Annotated in this window: 14 protein-coding genes; 9 read left to right on the top strand and 5 right to left on the bottom strand. The window is 68.2% G+C overall.

Annotation, left to right across the window (positions count from 1 at the left end):
• Nucleotides 1–11 precede the first annotated feature (11 nt).
• Both ACIA8C_RS16720 and ACIA8C_RS16715 read right to left on the bottom strand, forming a co-directional pair.
• Nucleotides 12–827, bottom strand: a complete 816-nt coding sequence (locus ACIA8C_RS16720) for a MerR family transcriptional regulator (RefSeq protein ID WP_397135393.1) — start codon at nt 825–827, stop codon at nt 12–14.
• Nucleotides 828–876: 49 nt separating this feature from the next.
• On the bottom strand, nt 877–1,458 hold the full coding sequence (locus ACIA8C_RS16715) for a hypothetical protein (RefSeq protein ID WP_397135391.1): 582 nt from the start codon (nt 1,456–1,458) through the stop codon (nt 877–879).
• A gap of 238 nt (nt 1,459–1,696) precedes the next feature.
• Here ACIA8C_RS16715 and ACIA8C_RS16710 point away from each other — a divergent pair, with 238 nt between their 5' ends.
• The 3 genes from ACIA8C_RS16710 to ACIA8C_RS16700 all read left to right on the top strand — a co-directional run bounded on the left by ACIA8C_RS16710 (nt 1,697) and on the right by ACIA8C_RS16700 (nt 3,354).
• Nucleotides 1,697–2,038 carry a YbaB/EbfC family nucleoid-associated protein gene (locus tag ACIA8C_RS16710; protein ID WP_397135389.1) on the top strand — a complete coding sequence of 114 codons (342 nt, stop codon included), beginning with the start codon at nt 1,697–1,699 and terminating at the stop codon, nt 2,036–2,038.
• A 20-nt stretch (nt 2,039–2,058) separates the two neighbouring features.
• Nucleotides 2,059–2,667: a recombination mediator RecR gene (gene recR / locus ACIA8C_RS16705; protein WP_357379883.1), complete on the top strand. Its 609-nt coding sequence runs from the start codon at nt 2,059–2,061 to the stop codon at nt 2,665–2,667.
• Between the two features lie 69 nt (nt 2,668–2,736).
• Complete coding sequence (locus ACIA8C_RS16700) at nt 2,737–3,354, top strand: LysE family translocator (RefSeq protein ID WP_397135387.1); 618 nt, start codon at nt 2,737–2,739, stop codon at nt 3,352–3,354.
• A gap of 1 nt (nt 3,355) precedes the next feature.
• Here ACIA8C_RS16700 and ACIA8C_RS16695 read toward each other — a convergent pair whose 3' ends face one another.
• Both ACIA8C_RS16695 and ACIA8C_RS16690 read right to left on the bottom strand, forming a co-directional pair.
• A complete protein-coding gene (locus ACIA8C_RS16695; RefSeq protein WP_397135385.1) occupies nt 3,356–4,000 on the bottom strand; it encodes a hypothetical protein in 645 nt (214 codons plus the stop codon).
• Between the two features lie 25 nt (nt 4,001–4,025).
• On the bottom strand, nt 4,026–4,232 hold the full coding sequence (locus ACIA8C_RS16690) for a hypothetical protein (RefSeq protein WP_397135383.1): 207 nt from the start codon (nt 4,230–4,232) through the stop codon (nt 4,026–4,028).
• Between the two features lie 171 nt (nt 4,233–4,403).
• Here ACIA8C_RS16690 and ACIA8C_RS16685 point away from each other — a divergent pair, with 171 nt between their 5' ends.
• From ACIA8C_RS16685 to ACIA8C_RS16660, 6 genes are all read left to right on the top strand, one after another.
• Nucleotides 4,404–8,009 (top strand): transglutaminase family protein, encoded by a 3,606-nt coding sequence (locus ACIA8C_RS16685; protein WP_397135381.1) that lies wholly within the window; start codon nt 4,404–4,406, stop codon nt 8,007–8,009.
• A 38-nt stretch (nt 8,010–8,047) separates the two neighbouring features.
• Complete coding sequence (locus tag ACIA8C_RS16680; protein WP_397135697.1) at nt 8,048–11,044, top strand: circularly permuted type 2 ATP-grasp protein; 2,997 nt, start codon at nt 8,048–8,050, stop codon at nt 11,042–11,044.
• Nucleotides 11,041–11,955 (top strand): transglutaminase N-terminal domain-containing protein, encoded by a 915-nt coding sequence (locus tag ACIA8C_RS16675; RefSeq protein WP_397135379.1) that lies wholly within the window; start codon nt 11,041–11,043, stop codon nt 11,953–11,955. The genes ACIA8C_RS16680 and ACIA8C_RS16675 overlap by 4 nt, the downstream gene beginning before the upstream one ends.
• Nucleotides 11,956–11,960: 5 nt before the next feature.
• Nucleotides 11,961–13,034, top strand: a complete 1,074-nt coding sequence (locus tag ACIA8C_RS16670; protein WP_397135377.1) for a putative zinc-binding metallopeptidase — start codon at nt 11,961–11,963, stop codon at nt 13,032–13,034.
• 71 nt (nt 13,035–13,105) lie between these two features.
• Nucleotides 13,106–13,363 carry a type II toxin-antitoxin system Phd/YefM family antitoxin gene (locus ACIA8C_RS16665; protein WP_397135375.1) on the top strand — a complete coding sequence of 86 codons (258 nt, stop codon included), beginning with the start codon at nt 13,106–13,108 and terminating at the stop codon, nt 13,361–13,363.
• Nucleotides 13,360–13,734: a type II toxin-antitoxin system VapC family toxin gene (locus ACIA8C_RS16660; protein WP_397135373.1), complete on the top strand. Its 375-nt coding sequence runs from the start codon at nt 13,360–13,362 to the stop codon at nt 13,732–13,734. The genes ACIA8C_RS16665 and ACIA8C_RS16660 overlap by 4 nt, the downstream gene beginning before the upstream one ends.
• 7 nt (nt 13,735–13,741) lie before the next feature.
• Here the strand turns inward: ACIA8C_RS16660 and ACIA8C_RS16655 are convergent, their stop codons facing one another.
• A complete protein-coding gene (locus ACIA8C_RS16655; RefSeq protein WP_397135371.1) occupies nt 13,742–14,524 on the bottom strand; it encodes an ABC transporter ATP-binding protein in 783 nt (260 codons plus the stop codon).
• Between the last annotated feature and the right edge of the window lie 22 nt (nt 14,525–14,546).

The raw sequence follows: 14,546 nt of genomic DNA, 5'->3' as shown, positions 1-14,546 counted from the left end.
TTCTCCACTTCTCAGAGCAGGCCGATCGGCCAGCAGACTTCGGTTCGGTAGCTGTGCGGGTCGTCGGTGTCGTCGGGGCTGAGCAGGTAGCGCTCCCGGACGGGCTCGGCCAGCGCGGTGTCGTGTTCGGCGACGTAGCTGCCCAGCGCGCCGTAGGTGCGGTCGAAGTCGTCGAAATCCCCCTCGTGCAGCGCGACGGCGAAGCGGCGTGCGGGCAGCTCGATGATCGAGACCCGCTCGGGGGGTGCGATCCGGGCGGCCGCCGGGATCGGCACGTAGGCGACCACCTCGCCGAGGTCGTTCTCGAAGAAGTCCATCGAATAGGTGGCGCCGTCGACGCCGTCGGGTTCGATACCCGCCGCGGCAAGCGTCCGGTGCAGCAGCGGGTATGCCGCCGCGCACCATGGGCCGATGTCGTCCCTGCTGACCACCTCGGTGAGCGCCAGCGCGGAAAAGGCGTGGATCGAGCGGTATTCGACGGCGATCGGTGCGGACGGGGTGAGCAATGACCGCAATGACGCCACCACCGAGCGGGTCCTGGCCAGCTCGGCCTCCATCCGTTCCAGATGTGCGCGCAGCGCGGCATTGCGGATGTCGGTATCGGGGGCGGCCAGCACGGCCTTGATCTCGGGCAGCGGCATGTCGAGCCGGCGCAGGCGCCGGATCAGATGAGCCTGTGCCACTTGGTCGGTCGAGTAGCGCCGATAGCCGGACCCCGTATCGATCTCGATGGGTTCGAGCAGCTCGATGTCGTGGTAGTACCGGAGCGTTTTCACGGTCAGGTACGTCAGCCTGGCGAACTCCCCGATGGAGACGGTCGCTGTCATGCCTTCAGCGAACACCCTCCAGTGGGGGGAGAGTCAATTTCCGGGAAGATCAGCCGAGGACGAAGGTGAGCAGGAGGGTGTTCTGGAAGAAGCCGCGCCACCACGAGTAGCCGAACCAGACGCCGGGGGTGATCTCCCTGATCTCGTCGTAGACCTGCGGGGTGGGGGACGGGTCATAGTTGAGCGCCCAGGTCGGCTTGCCATCGAGCATCGCAGGCGCGGTGTACACGTAAGCGGGCCAAGCCTCGTAACCCGCGCCGGTCACCCGGTTGGTCAGCATGCCGCCGTCCGGACCGGTGTAGAAGGTCTTGCCGATCCAGAACGCGGGTGCGATGCCCTCGATCGCGGGCGGCCTGGTCACCCAGCCGTTCTGCACGCCCATCGGCACGTCGCCGCGCTCGGCGTCCCGGAAGATGGCGTCCTGCTGCTCCGGCGAGCAGCGCACGCGCAGTGAGTCGATCGTGGCCGCCCGGTTGTCCGGGTAGAGCACGCAACCGCCGCCGTAATCGGCGGCCGCCGCGGTGACACCGGAATCCGCGGTCGCGGCCGGAGTGGCAATGCCGAGGAAGATGCCGGGAACCCCCAGCGAAAGCACCGCGGTGCTCAGGAAACGTGCCCTCATCGTGCTCATATCGGTACTCCAGAACTCCCGACCTACTTCTCGATGGTAGGTCGATCTTGTTGCCCTGAACCCGGACGTACCCAACCTGTTACCGGCCATGCATCGAAGACATAACGACCGGTCGGGAGCTATATCGCCGAACGGGTTTCGCGCGTGCGGGTGCGTCGGCCGATCGAGGCGGCGCGCCGCCGCCCCGGCGTCAGGGACTACGCTGATCAGTGACACTTTCCCCAGAGAGGAATATGCCGTGCAGCCCGGTGGCCAGTTCGACATGCAGCAGTTACTCGCCCAAGCGCAGCAGATGCAACAGGCGGTGATGGAAGCCCAGGCCGAGATCTCCGCGGCCGAGGTTGAGGGCCAGGCCGGCGGCGGGCTGGTCAAGGTCACCATCAAGGCATCCGGCGAGGTCGTCGCGCTGACCATCGATCCGAAGGCGGTCGACCCGGAAGACGTGGAGACGTTGCAGGACTTGGTGATCGGCGCGGTCAACGACGCGATGGCCAACGCGCAGCAGCTGGCGGCCGAGCGGCTCGGCCCGCTCTCGGGTGGGCTCGGCGGCGGCTCGCTGCCCGGGCTGCCTGGCCTCTGAGAGCCACGGGGACATAGCCGTTGTACGAGGGTCCGGTTCAGGATCTGATCGACGAGCTCGGCAAGCTGCCCGGCGTCGGTCCGAAGAGCGCACAGCGCATCGCTTTTCATCTGCTGCAGGTAGAGCCGCCGGAGATCGACCGGTTGCAGGCCGCCCTGCAGAAGGTGCGCGACGGCGTGCAGTTCTGCGTGGTCTGCGGCACCGTCTCCGACGGCGAGAAGTGCCGCATCTGCGCCGACGCGCGTCGTGACCGCACCATGATCTGCGTGGTCGAGGAGCCAAAGGACGTGCAGGCGATCGAGCGCACCCGTGAGTTCCGTGGTCGCTACCACGTGCTCGGCGGCGCGCTCGACCCGCTGAGCGGCATCGGACCCGACCAGCTGCGGATCCGGGAGTTGTTGGCGCGCATCGGCAATCAAGAGGACGGCATCGATGTCACCGAGGTGATCATCGCGACCGACCCGAACACCGAGGGCGAGGCGACGGCCACCTACCTGGTGCGGATGCTGCGCGATTTTCCCGGCCTGAGCGTGACCAGGCTGGCGTCGGGTCTGCCGATGGGCGGCGATCTGGAATTCGCGGACGAGCTCACCCTGGGCCGCGCGCTGTCCGGCCGGCGCGCGCTCTAATTTCGGCGCAGGTCCAGCCCCGAATCTACGGGGGTTGCGGTGTCCAGGCGACGGGTTACTGTGACGGGGATGAGCATCGAATTCATGCTGACAACGCTCGTCATCGTCGCCACCCCCGGCACGGGCGCGCTCTTCACCCTGGCGGCCGGACTTTCCAGGGGGACCAAGGCCAGCGTGATCGCGGCGTTCGGCTGCACCCTCGGCATCATCCCGCACATGGTCGCGGCGATCACCGGCCTGGCCGCGCTGCTCAACGCGAGTGCGGTCGCGTTCCAGACGCTGAAGTATCTCGGTGTCGCGTACCTGATCTACATGGCGTGGAGCACATTCCGGGACAAGGGCGCGCTCACCGTGCCGGAGGACAGCGCGCAGGTCACCCAGTCGGCGCGCAAGGTGATCACCTCGGCGGTGCTGCTCAACATCCTCAACCCGAAGCTGACCATCTTTTTCTTCGCGTTCCTGCCGCAGTTCGTGCCGAACGGCTCACCGAACGCGTTGGCGCGCATGCTCGAACTGAGCGGGATCTTCATGGCCGCGACGTTCGTGGTGTTCGCGGGCTACGGGGTGTGCGCGGCGGCAGTGCGCAACCACGTCATCTCCCGGCCCGCCGTGGTGACCTGGATGCGCCGGGTGTTCGGCGTCTCGTTCATCGCGCTGGCCGGACGCCTTGCCGTGCAGAACCAGTGAGTCAGAGTTCGACGCGCGACCACGGCAGGTTCTGCATGCGGGTGCGGTCGCCGGTGGCCCAGTCCCAGATGACCGCGGACACCGTCGGCGCGTCCAGGACCGTGGTGCCGAAGTGCTTGTCCGGGGAGCCATCTCGGTATTCGAGGGTAAACGCGCCGGTCTTCTCCCGGTAGGTCTGCATGTAGACCTGCTCGTCGCGTTCGACCACCAGGTACGGGTTCGGCGGGGCCAGCTCGGAAACCCATTGATCGGCAAGGGTTTTGGTCAGATAGGGGAACTCGCCCGCGCCGCCGTGGGTGACCGTGGCAGGCACGTGCCCGGCCGGGTCGATCAGCCAGGCCAACTGCGGATCGTAGATCGCGTAGTCCAGCGGCGTCGCGATCGCGAACAGCAGCTGCCGGACGAAGCCGATCGCGTCGTACGGGCTCGGCACCTGGAGTGCGCCGCCGGTCGGGACGCCGCCGACCGGGTGCACGCTGAGGAAGCTGTCGTCTTCCGGAATTTCCGAGTTGGCCTTGTTCAGCTCGGCCGCGATCTGCGCGACCAGGCTCGCCTGGGGCAGGCCCTGCTGGGTACTGAGGTAAGCGTCGACCTCGGAGATCGATGACGCGACACCGGATGGCAGCAACACGTGGTCATAGCTCACCCGGATAGGGTACGTACGCGGCCGTTCAGGCCAGGCGACGGGCCGTGCCGGGCTCGGCACAGGCACAGCCACCGGCCACGTCGGCGCAGTCGACGACGAAGGTGTGCCTGACGTAGTCGAGATCCACGCAGTCGCCCTCGGTGCATTCGGTGAGCCTGTCCGAATGGACGATCAGCGTGCCGTGGCAGTGGTCGACGGCGGATTCGCAGGACGAACAATCCGGCGCGCGCATGTGACCTCCTGACGAGATCGGTTCGTTATCTTTGTCTACCACTCTCGTGCCGCACGCGGGGGGACGTCCGCGCCGTGTGTCGGACCGTGACCGCCGTTTGCGCAGTTCGCGCATCTCGAACGCTGCGCGATTGTGGCGCACACCGCGTCCGCCGTGTGGTGAACTTGCTGCATGGGCATCAAGGTGTCGCTCGAGCACCGGACCATGTACACCTTCGACCGGCCGGTGCAGCTACATCCGCATGTGGTGCGCCTGCGCCCGGCGCCACATTCGCGCACCAGGATCGATGCCTACTCGATGCGGGTCACCCCGGCCGGGCACTTCCGCAACTGGCAGCAGGATGCGTTCGGCAATTTCCTTGCGCGACTGGTGTTTCCGGAGCCCGCGCGGGAGTTGTCGATCACCGTCGGGCTGATCGCCGACCTCGAGGCAATCAACCCGTTCGACTTCTTCATCGAGGACTACGCCGAGCACTATCCGTTCGGCTACCGCGCGGAGCTGCTCGCGGATCTGGAGCCGTACCTGCGGCCGGTGGACGAGTCGGGGCCGGGTTCCGGCCCCGGCGATGTGGTCAAGGCCTGGGTACGCGCGCACGACGCGGCGGGTCGGCCGCGCACCATCGACTTCCTGGTCGATCTCAACCAGGCACTGCGCCACGATGTCGGCTACACGATCCGGATGGAAGCCGGGGTGCAGACGCCCGATCACACGCTGCGCGGCGCGCTCGGCTCGTGCCGGGACTCGGCCTGGCTGCTGGTGTCGATCCTGCGTGAGCTCGGGCTGGCGGCGCGGTTCGTGTCGGGGTATCTGGTGCAGCTGGCCCAGGACGTGCCGTCGTTGGACGGGCCGTCCGGTCCGCCCGCCGACTTCACCGACCTGCACGCCTGGACCGAGGTCTATCTGCCCGGCGCGGGCTGGGTCGGGCTCGATCCCACGTCGGGGCTCTTCGCGGGCGAGGGACACATCCCGTTGGCGGCGACGCCGCATCCGGCGTCCGCCGCGCCGATCACCGGGGCGACCGGGCCTGCCGTCGCCACCATGGAGTTCGCCAATACCGTCCGGCGTTTCCACGAGGATCCTCGGGTCACCTTGCCCTACAACGGATCTCAGTGGGCGCGGATCACCGCGTCTGGTGCCGCGGTCGACGCGCGGATGGCCGCCGAGGACGTGGGGTTGACCGTCGGCGGCGAACCGACATTCGTCTCCATCGATGACCAGACCGGCGCGGAATGGACCACCGAGGCCGACGGCGCGCACAAGCGTGCGCGGGCGGTCGATCTCGCCGATCGGTTGCGGCGGATCTACGCGCCGACCGGGTTGGTGCAGTATCGGCAGGGCAAGTGGTATCCGGGAGAGCCGTTGCCGCGGTGGGAGATCGCGGTCGCCTGGCGGGTCGATGGTGAGCCGCTGTGGGCACGGCAAGATCTGCTTGCCGATCCGTGGACGCCGTTCGGCAGTGTGCCGGTTCGGCGCGAAACGACACCTGAGCCTGCGGCGATAGATCAGCCGGAAACCATCGAACGCCCAAGTGCCACAACGACTTCGACTGTCGGAACGGGTGCGGTGCAGGCCACGCGATCACCCGAGCCTGCCGGGCAGGCCGCTGTGCGGCCCGCGGCCGGTCCGCGGTTATCCCAGGCCGCTGAAGTGCCTGCCGCGCAACGCATATTCACCCCCGTCGAACCCGATGCCGCGCGAGCCTTGATCGCGCACGTGGCGGCGAGCCTCGGGCTGCCTGCCGGACAGGTTCGCCCGGCGTACGAGGACCCGCTGCTCCGGCTTGCCGGGAAAGTCCGTGCTCCCGAGGGCGATCCGGTCGCCGCGATCGATGATCTCGACCCGGATCGGGACTCGGCGCAGGCACGCATGGACCTGCTGACCCGATTGGACGCCGAGGTCACCGAACCAACCGCCTACGTGCTGTCGCTGTATCGCCGCGCCGACGGCACCGGCTGGGCGAGCGCCGACTGGCGGCTGCGCCGTGGCGTCCGCACTGACCAGCCCGCCGGGCGAATCGTGTTGACGGAGGGCGATTCTCCGGCCGGGCTGCGGCTGCCACTCGACTCCGTCTCCTGGCATACGCCGACCCAACGCCCCGACCGCGATCCGCTGTTCGCCGAGCCGCTGACCGTCGACCGCCCCGAGCCGCCCGCGGTGGTGGAATCCGCCGACTGGGAGCCGACAACCGCGCTGGTCGGCGAGGTACGCCACGGGCGATTGCACGTATTCCTGCCGCCCATCGAGGAACTCGGCCACTTCCTCGACCTGGTGCGCCGCATCGAGGCGGCCGCGGTGGCGCTCGACCGGCCGGTGGTGCTGGAGGGTTACGCCCCGCCCGTCGACGCCAGGCTGCGGACCTTCTCGGTGACACCCGACCCCGGCGTGATCGAGGTCAACGTGCAGCCGACCGTCTCGTTCGCCGAGCAGTCCGAGCTGCTGTCCACCCTGTACGAGCAGGCGCGGCTGGCCAGGCTGAGCACCGAATCGTTCGATGTCGACGGCACGCACAGCGGAACGGGCGGCGGCAACCACATCACCCTCGGTGGCGCCACTCCCGCGCGCTCACCGATGCTGCGCCGCCCCGACCTGCTCGTGTCGATGATCACCCACTGGCAGCGGCATCCGTCGCTGTCCTACCTGTTCGCCGGGCGTTTCGTCGGGCCGACGTCGCAGGCGCCGCGGGTGGACGAGGGACGCGAGGAGGCCCTCTACGAGCTGGAGATCGCGTTTGCCGAAATCGCGCGGCTCGCCGCGCCGAGCCGGCTTGCGCAGGTGCCGCATTCGGCACCGCGCTCGGTGGGTTCGGCGCCGTGGCACATCGATCGCGCCCTGCGGCATCTGCTGACCGATCTCACCGGCAACACCCATCGTGCCGAATTCTGTATCGACAAGCTCTACAGCCCCGAAACCGCCAGGGGCAGGCTCGGTTTGGTGGAAATGCGTGGTTTCGAGATGCCGCCGCACTGCCAGCTGGCGATGGTGCAGTCGCTGCTGGTTCGCGGCTTGGTCGCCCGGTTCTGGTCGGAGCCGTTGCGGGCACCGCTGATTCGGCACGGCGCCAATCTGCACGGCCGATATCTGCTGCCGCACTTCGTGCTTGCCGATATCGCCGAGGTCGCCGCCGATCTGCGCGCGCACGGCGTCGACTTCGACGCCAGCTGGCTCGAGCCGTTCACCGAGTTCCGCTTCCCGCGCATCGGCACGGTGCTGCTCGGCGATGTCGAGATCGAGTTGCGCGGCGCCATCGAACCGTGGCACACCCTCGGCGAGCAAACCACCGCGGCGGGCACCGCGCGATACGTCGACTCCTCGGTGGAGCGCCTGCAGGTGCGGGTGGTCGGCGCGGACCGCGGGCGGTATGTGCTGACCTGCAACGGCATGCCCGTCCCGCTGCTGGCCACCGGCAAGGGCGATGTTCAGGTCGCGGGCGTGCGTTACCGGGCGTGGCAGCCGCCGAACTCGCTGCACCCGTCGATCACCGTCGACGTGCCGCTCGTCTTCGACCTGATCGACGCCGAGACCGGGCTGTCGCGCGGCGGCTGCACCTATCACGTGGCACACCCGGGCGGCATGGCCTACGCCGAGCCTCCGGTCAACGCGGTTGCGGCGCAATCGCGCCGCAACCGACGCTTCGAGGCGGCGGGACACACCACCGATCGGGTCGACCCTGGGGAGCTACGTGCGAAAATAGCGGCACAATCCACAGACAGCGGCGTCGCGGGCATCCTCGATCTGCGCCGGGCGCGGACCGTTTGGGGATTGGTCAGCGACCGTTAGGCACGTCTGGCAGCGGAAGTGAGGTCGGCGCGGTGACGATGCGCGAGGACGCACTGCTGGCGACAACCGCCGGCGCCACGGTGCGCGAGCAGGTGGCCGAGCAATTCGCGCGCTACCGGACCGGCGGCGTCGAGAGCGCGCCATACGACGAATGCGGCAGGCCGACCGAGGGCTACTACGACGAACTGGTCGACGGCGACGGCAAGGTGCGCCGGATGTGGTCGGAGCTGTCCGCCGATTTCGTCGAGCTCGGCACCACCGGACTCGGCAGACTGGACACCCGCGTTCGCAGGCTGATCGAGGACGACGGCATCACCTACACCGAGGTCACCGGGGCGGGCGAGCAGCCGGTGACCTCGCCGTGGCGGCTCGATCCGATCCCGCTGCTGATCTCCGCGGACGACTGGACCCGGCTGGAGACCGGGCTGGTGCAGCGCTCGCGGGTCCTCGACGAGGTGCTCACCGATGTCTACGGCCCGCGGCGCACGCTCACCAGCGGGCTGCTCCCACCCGAGGTGATCTTCGGCTATCGCGGCTATGTCCGTGCCGCACACGGCATTACGGTGCCCGGTCGGCATCAGCTGTTCCTGCACGGCTGCGATATCAGCCGCTGGAGCGACGGCCAGTTCCGGGTGACCGCCGACTGGGCGCAGGCACCGTCCGGCGCGGGGTACGCGCTGGCCGACCGGCGGGTGGTGTCCACGGCCATCCCGGAGGCGTTCGAGCATTCCAATCCGCGCCCGCTCACCCCGTTCGCCAGGGCGATGCGGTTGATGCTGATCGAGTCGGCGCAGGAGGGTGCGGCCGACGATCCGTTCGTCGTGGTGCTGAGTCCGGGCGTGCACTCGGAGACCGCGTTCGATCAGGCTAATCTCGCGTCGATGCTCGGTTTCCCGCTGGTGGAGAGCGCGGATCTGGTGGTGCGCGACGCCGCGCTGTGGATGCGCTCGCTCGGCACGCTGCGCCGGGTCGACGTGGTACTGCGCCGGGTGGACGCCGAGTTCTCCGATCCGCTCGACCTGCGGCCGGATTCGCGGCTCGGCGTGGTCGGGCTGGTCGAGGTGCTGCGCAGGGGCGCGGTCACCGTGGTGAACACGCTGGGCAGTGGACTGCTGGAGAACCCGGCGCTGACCGGGTTCCTGCCGCGGCTGTCCAGGGCACTGCTCGGGGAGGACCTGATGTTGGAGAGCGCGCCGAGCTATTGGGGCGGTGACGAGAAGGAGCGCGCCCATCTGACGAAGAACCTGCACCGGTTGATCATTCGATCCGCGGTCGACGGCGCCACTGTCTTCGGTCCCGAACTATCGATCAGGCAGCGCGCCGACCTGCGGGCCGAGATCGAGGCCAACGGCTGGCAATGGGTCGGCCAGGAACCAACGCAGTTCTCCGTGGCGCCCGCGGTCGAAGGCTATGGCGGGCTGGCTCCGGCGCCGGTCGGCATGCGGCTGTTCTCGATGGCCATGCGCAGCGGCTACACCGCGATGGCCGGCGGTCTCGGGCAGTTGCATCAGCGCATATTGCCCGAGCGGGTGGTGATCAAGATTGCCGCCAAAGACATTTGGGTCAGGGCCGCCGCCAGCGCGGTGCCCGCGATGGCCACCGAGGCGCCGCACGAGGAACGCGAGCGCCGAGCCGCTCCGGTCGTTTCGGCGATCAGTTCGCCGCGCGTGCTCAACGATCTGTTCTGGATGGGCCGATACGGCGAGCGGGCGGAGTCGGCGGCCCGGCTGCTCATCGCCACGCATGCGCGGTATCAGGACTATCGCTACCGGCCGTGGTTGGAGGGTGCCGAGGCGGTGCCGGTCTTGATGGCGGCGCTGGCTCGTGCGACCGCCACGGTCGCTCCGGCGGCGGTGTTGTCCGGGGGCGACGACGCGGATAGCGGTGCGGCAGAGCATGATTACGCAGACGGTGTGCCTGGGGATAGTTCTAGAGCTTCGCAGTCGCAGTCAAGCGGACCCGGGAATATGGCAGCGGCACAGGCCGGTTCGAGTCAGCAACAGTCGCAGTCCATGGGCGGAACTACGCCAGCTGGGGCCGAGTCCGATTCGGCTGAGCGATCGGACGTCGACGCGGCCGGTGTCGACGACACGGACTCCGGTATCGCCAAGGAAATGAACGTGACCATCCGACCAGGGGTGCTGCAGCGGGCGATCGTCGCCGCCGCGAGTGCCGCCGAGGAACAAGGCGGCCCGGCCGCCGGGTCGGTATGGATGCCCGCGGTGGCCGGGGCATCGCGCGAAGGCTACGAATACTTGGCGGCGTTGACAATTGACCGTGAGCTGCCCGGGTCGCTGGCGTTCGCGATCGATCGATACGAGAACGCCGCTCGCGCCGTCCGTGATCAGCTCTCCGTCGATACCTGGATGATCCTGAGCGCGGTGGATCGGGCGCTCGCCGAGTACCGAGGCACCAGCGGCGACCAGGAGACCGCGCTGTCGGCGGTGCACTCGCTGACCTTGGCGGCGCTGCTGTCGCTGTCCGGGATCGGCGCCGAATCGCTGGTGCGCGACTCCGGTTGGTACGTCATGGATATCGGCAAACGGATCGAGCGCGGGCTGGCACTGACCGCGCTGATGTCGGCGGCGCTGACCCAGGTCTACCCGAACGAGGCCGAACGGGTGGTCACCGAGTCGGTGCTGCGGGCCACCGAGTCCCAGGTGAGTTACCGTCGGCGGCACGGTGATTCGGTGCGCATCTCCGCGGTCGCCGGTCTGCTGCTCTTCGATACCGCCAATCCGCGCTCGCTGGCCTACCAGCTGGATCGGCTCGACGCCGACCTTCAGGCGCTGCCCGGCGCGTCGGGATCGTCACGGCCGCAACGCTTGCTGGCCGACGCCCAGCGGATGCTGCGCCGCGTCGACCCGGACGATCTCGATGTCACCGACGACGACGGCAGGCGCACCGAACTGCTCGAGCTGCTGGAGGGTGTGCACCTGCGGCTGCGCAAGCTGTCCGAATCGTTCGAGACGTCGAAACTGTCGCTGCCCGCCGGCTTTCAGCCGCTGTGGGGTAGCACCCGGGTGGTCGGATGAGCGGCCGCAACGGTTCGCCCCGGCGCTATCGCGTGGCACACCGCACCACCTACCGCTACTCCGACGCGGTCACCAGTTCCTACGGGCGCGCCTACCTGACCCCGCGCGAATTCCCTGGGCAGCGGCTACTTTCGCACGATATCTCGATCGACCCGGTGCCCTCGGATCAGTCGGTCGGCCCGGATGTGTACGGCAACACCACGTCCTACTTCCATGTGACCGCCGAGCATCGGACCCTGGTGGTCACCGGCGAATCCCTGGTCGAGGTGGATCGTCCGGACCGCGCGCAGGACGGTCCGGCGGGGCGGCCGTGGGAGCAGGCCCGCCCGACCGGCGCGACGGGCCCGCTCGCGGTGGAATTCAGCCTCGATCTGCAGCCGCCCGAGATCACCGCCGAGGTCAGGGCGTACGCGGCCGAGTCGCTGACCCCCGGCCGCCCGCTGCTTGAGGCGGTGGCCGAACTCAACACCCGCATCCACACCGACTTCACCTACAAGTCCGGCTCTACCACCGTGTCCACCAAGGTCGCCGACGTGTTCGCGGCCCGGGCCGGGGTCTGCCAGGACTTCGCGCGAATCGGCCTGGCCTGCTTGCGATCACACGGCCTGGCCGGTCGCTACGTATCGGGCTATCTGGCCACCGACCCGCCGCCGGGCAAGGAACGCATGGTCGGTGCCGACGCCACCCATGCCTGGTCGGCCGTGTGGGTGCCCGCCGCCGACGAGCAGGACCGAACCGGGCACTGGATCGACTTCGACCCAACCAACGACCAATTCGGCGACGAACGCTACGTCACCGTGGCGTGGGGCCGTGATTATGCCGACGTGCCGCCGCTGCGCGGCATCATCTATACCGACGCCAAGGAGAGCACAATTACCGTCTCGGTCGATGTCTCTCCGGTGGAGGTGTAACCCGCGTGCGCGATTTCGCCTGCCCCAACTGCGGTCAGCAGTTGGCCTTCGAGAACTCGGTGTGCCTGTCCTGTTCCAGCCCACTGGGTTTCAGCCTCGCCGACATCGCCCTGGTGGTGATCGGTGCGCCGCCTGGCGCCGCACCGAACGACCCGATGACCGGTGTCGTGGACGCGAGCCGCTTCCGGCTCTGCGATAACCTTCATGTGGCGCAATGCAATTGGCTGGTGCAGGTGCCCGAGTCGGGCGCTGAATCCACGGCGCGGGTCGCGAACGGCAACGGGAAACCGGTGCTGTGCGAGTCCTGCCTGCTCACCAGAACCCGCCCCAACGACCTCGACGCCGCCGGGCTGGCCGCCTTCGCGGAAGCCGAGGCGGCCAAACGCCGCCTGATCGTCGAGCTGGCCGAACTCGGCCTGCCCATCGTCGGCCGCGACCGGGATCCCGACCGCGGCCTGGCTTTCGACCTGCTCACCGGGGCCGGCGGCAAGGTCATCACCGGCCACAAGAACGGCGTGATCACCCTCGACCTCGCCGAGGCCAACGACCCGCACCGCGAACAACTTCGGATCGAAATGGACGAGCCCTACCGCACCCTGCTCGGCCACTTCCGCCACGAGATCGGCCACTACTACTACATGAGCCTGGTGGCCACCGACGACGCCGCCCAGCGTTTCCGCGACCTCTTCGGCGACCCCGGCGCCGACTACCAGGCGGCACTGAACCGCCACTACTCCGAGGGTGCCCCCGCAGGCTGGGAAGCCTCCTACGTCTCCTCCTACGCCACCATGCACGCCTCCGAAGACTGGGCCGAAACCTTCGCCCACTACCTGCACATCCGCGACACCCTCGACACCGCAGCCGCCTTCGGCATCGCCCCCGCGGGCGCCACCCTGGACCGCCCCCAGGTCGGCCGCGCGGGCTTCGACAAAATCATCGATCTTTGGCTCCCCCTCGCCTGGTCCCTCAACATGGTCAACCGCTCCATGGGTCACCCCGACCTCTACCCCTTTGTTCTCCCCGACCCCGTTCTCGACAAGATGCGCCTAGCCCACGACCTCTGCGCGATGCCGCGCTGACCGGGGGTATCCGGAAAGATGGTGGCGTGATCGAGTGCGGTGGACTAACCTGTTAGCTAAGGAGGTGGGTCATGGCGGGCATATCGGCCGAGCAGTTCAACATCCATGAGGCGAAGACGAATCTGTCGCGCATCATCGAGCGGGTCGAACGCGGCGAGGAGATCGTCATCAGTCGTGCCGGTCGGCCGGTCGCCAAAGTGGTCCCGCTGAGTCGCAGCGCGAACCGGGTCGGCCGCGGCTCGCTGGGCGGGCGGCTGGTCCTCGCCCCCGATTGGGATTCCGACGAGACCAACGCCCAGATCGCCGGCGACTTCGGGATGGTGCCGTGAGGTTGCTGCTCGACACCCACGTGGTGCTGTGGTGGCTGACCGACGATCCGGCGCTCTCCGATGAACTGAAGGAACGGATCACCCACGATCCCGACATCCTGGTGAGCGCGGCAACGATCTGGGAGGTCGCCATAAAGCAGGCCCTCGGCAAGCTGGACGGGCCCGTCGGCCTGGCGGATTACATCGGGAACGGCGGGTTCATCCCGCTGCCGATCGGCCTCGACCATGCCGCCGTGGCCGGTCGGCTGCCACTGATTCATCGGGATCCGTTCGATCGAATGCTGGTGGCGCAGGCGCAATGTGAGGATCTCACGCTGGTCACGCACGATCCCTGGTGTCAGCAGTACGAGGTTGCCGTCCTCCCAGTGTGAGGATGCGTCAGGCGTGGGCGGCGTAGATGTGGGCGGAGACCTCGTCGCGCAGGTGGCGGAAGTCGGGGTCGGCGCGCAGCGTGGCGAAGGAGGGGTTGGTCAGGGTGGTTTTGAAAGCGGTTGGCTCGTCGTAGATTATGCGGCCGGGACGGGTGCCCATGACGAGGACTCGGGTGCCGAGGAGTAGGGCCTCGTCGATGCTGTGGGTGACGAAGAGGACGGTCTTTTTGCCGTCGCGCCAGAGGGTGAGTAGTTCGCCTTGGAGCTTTTCCCGGGTCAGGGCGTCCAGGGCGCCGAAAGGTTCGTCCATCAGGATGATTCGGGGGTCGTTGACGAGGACTCGAGCTATTTGAGCGCGTTGTTGTTGGCCGCCGGAGAGTTCGTAGGGGCGGCGGGCACCGAGGTGATCCAGGCCGACGAGGGTGAGCATGCGCTCGGCTTCGGCGGTGCGTTGATGGCGGGGTACGCCACGGACTTTGGGGCCGAATTCGACGTTCTGGCGGACCGAAAGCCACGGGTAGAGGTTGGGTTGCTGGAAGACGACGCCGCGGTCGGGGTCTGGTCCGGTGATCGGATCGCCGCCGACCTGCACTGTGCCCTCGGTCGGCGCGAGGAATCCGGCGAGAATGTTCAGCAGTGTCGACTTGCCGCAGCCGGAAGGACCTACGACACAGACGAATTCGCCGCCCTCGATGGTCAGATCGGTCGGCGCGAGCACCTGCGTCGGACCGTCGTCACCCGGGTAGCTCTTGCTCACCCCGGAGAGGGCGACCCGGAGCTCATCGCTCACGACTCCGCCTCGCCAGCGCTCG

It is taken from the genome of Nocardia sp. NPDC051321 (assembly GCF_044455225.1).
In the GTDB taxonomy this organism is placed as follows: Bacteria; Actinomycetota; Actinomycetes; order Mycobacteriales; family Mycobacteriaceae; genus Nocardia.
The sequence above is the reverse complement of the archived record's forward strand: the minus strand, read 5'-3'. Positions and strand labels throughout refer to the sequence as shown.

Coding starts and splice junctions, on each gene's coding strand:
- ACIA8C_RS16720 (WP_397135393.1), bottom strand. CDS start 827: ATGACAGCGACCGTCTCCATCGGGGAGTTCGCCAGGCTGACGTACCTG.
- ACIA8C_RS16715 (WP_397135391.1), bottom strand. CDS start 1,458: ATGAGCACGATGAGGGCACGTTTCCTGAGCACCGCGGTGCTTTCGCTG.
- ACIA8C_RS16700 (WP_397135387.1), top strand. CDS start 2,737: ATGAGCATCGAATTCATGCTGACAACGCTCGTCATCGTCGCCACCCCC.
- ACIA8C_RS16690 (WP_397135383.1), bottom strand. CDS start 4,232: ATGCGCGCGCCGGATTGTTCGTCCTGCGAATCCGCCGTCGACCACTGC.
- ACIA8C_RS16685 (WP_397135381.1), top strand. CDS start 4,404: ATGGGCATCAAGGTGTCGCTCGAGCACCGGACCATGTACACCTTCGAC.
- ACIA8C_RS16680 (WP_397135697.1), top strand. CDS start 8,048: ATGCGCGAGGACGCACTGCTGGCGACAACCGCCGGCGCCACGGTGCGC.
- ACIA8C_RS16675 (WP_397135379.1), top strand. CDS start 11,041: ATGAGCGGCCGCAACGGTTCGCCCCGGCGCTATCGCGTGGCACACCGC.
- ACIA8C_RS16665 (WP_397135375.1), top strand. CDS start 13,106: ATGGCGGGCATATCGGCCGAGCAGTTCAACATCCATGAGGCGAAGACG.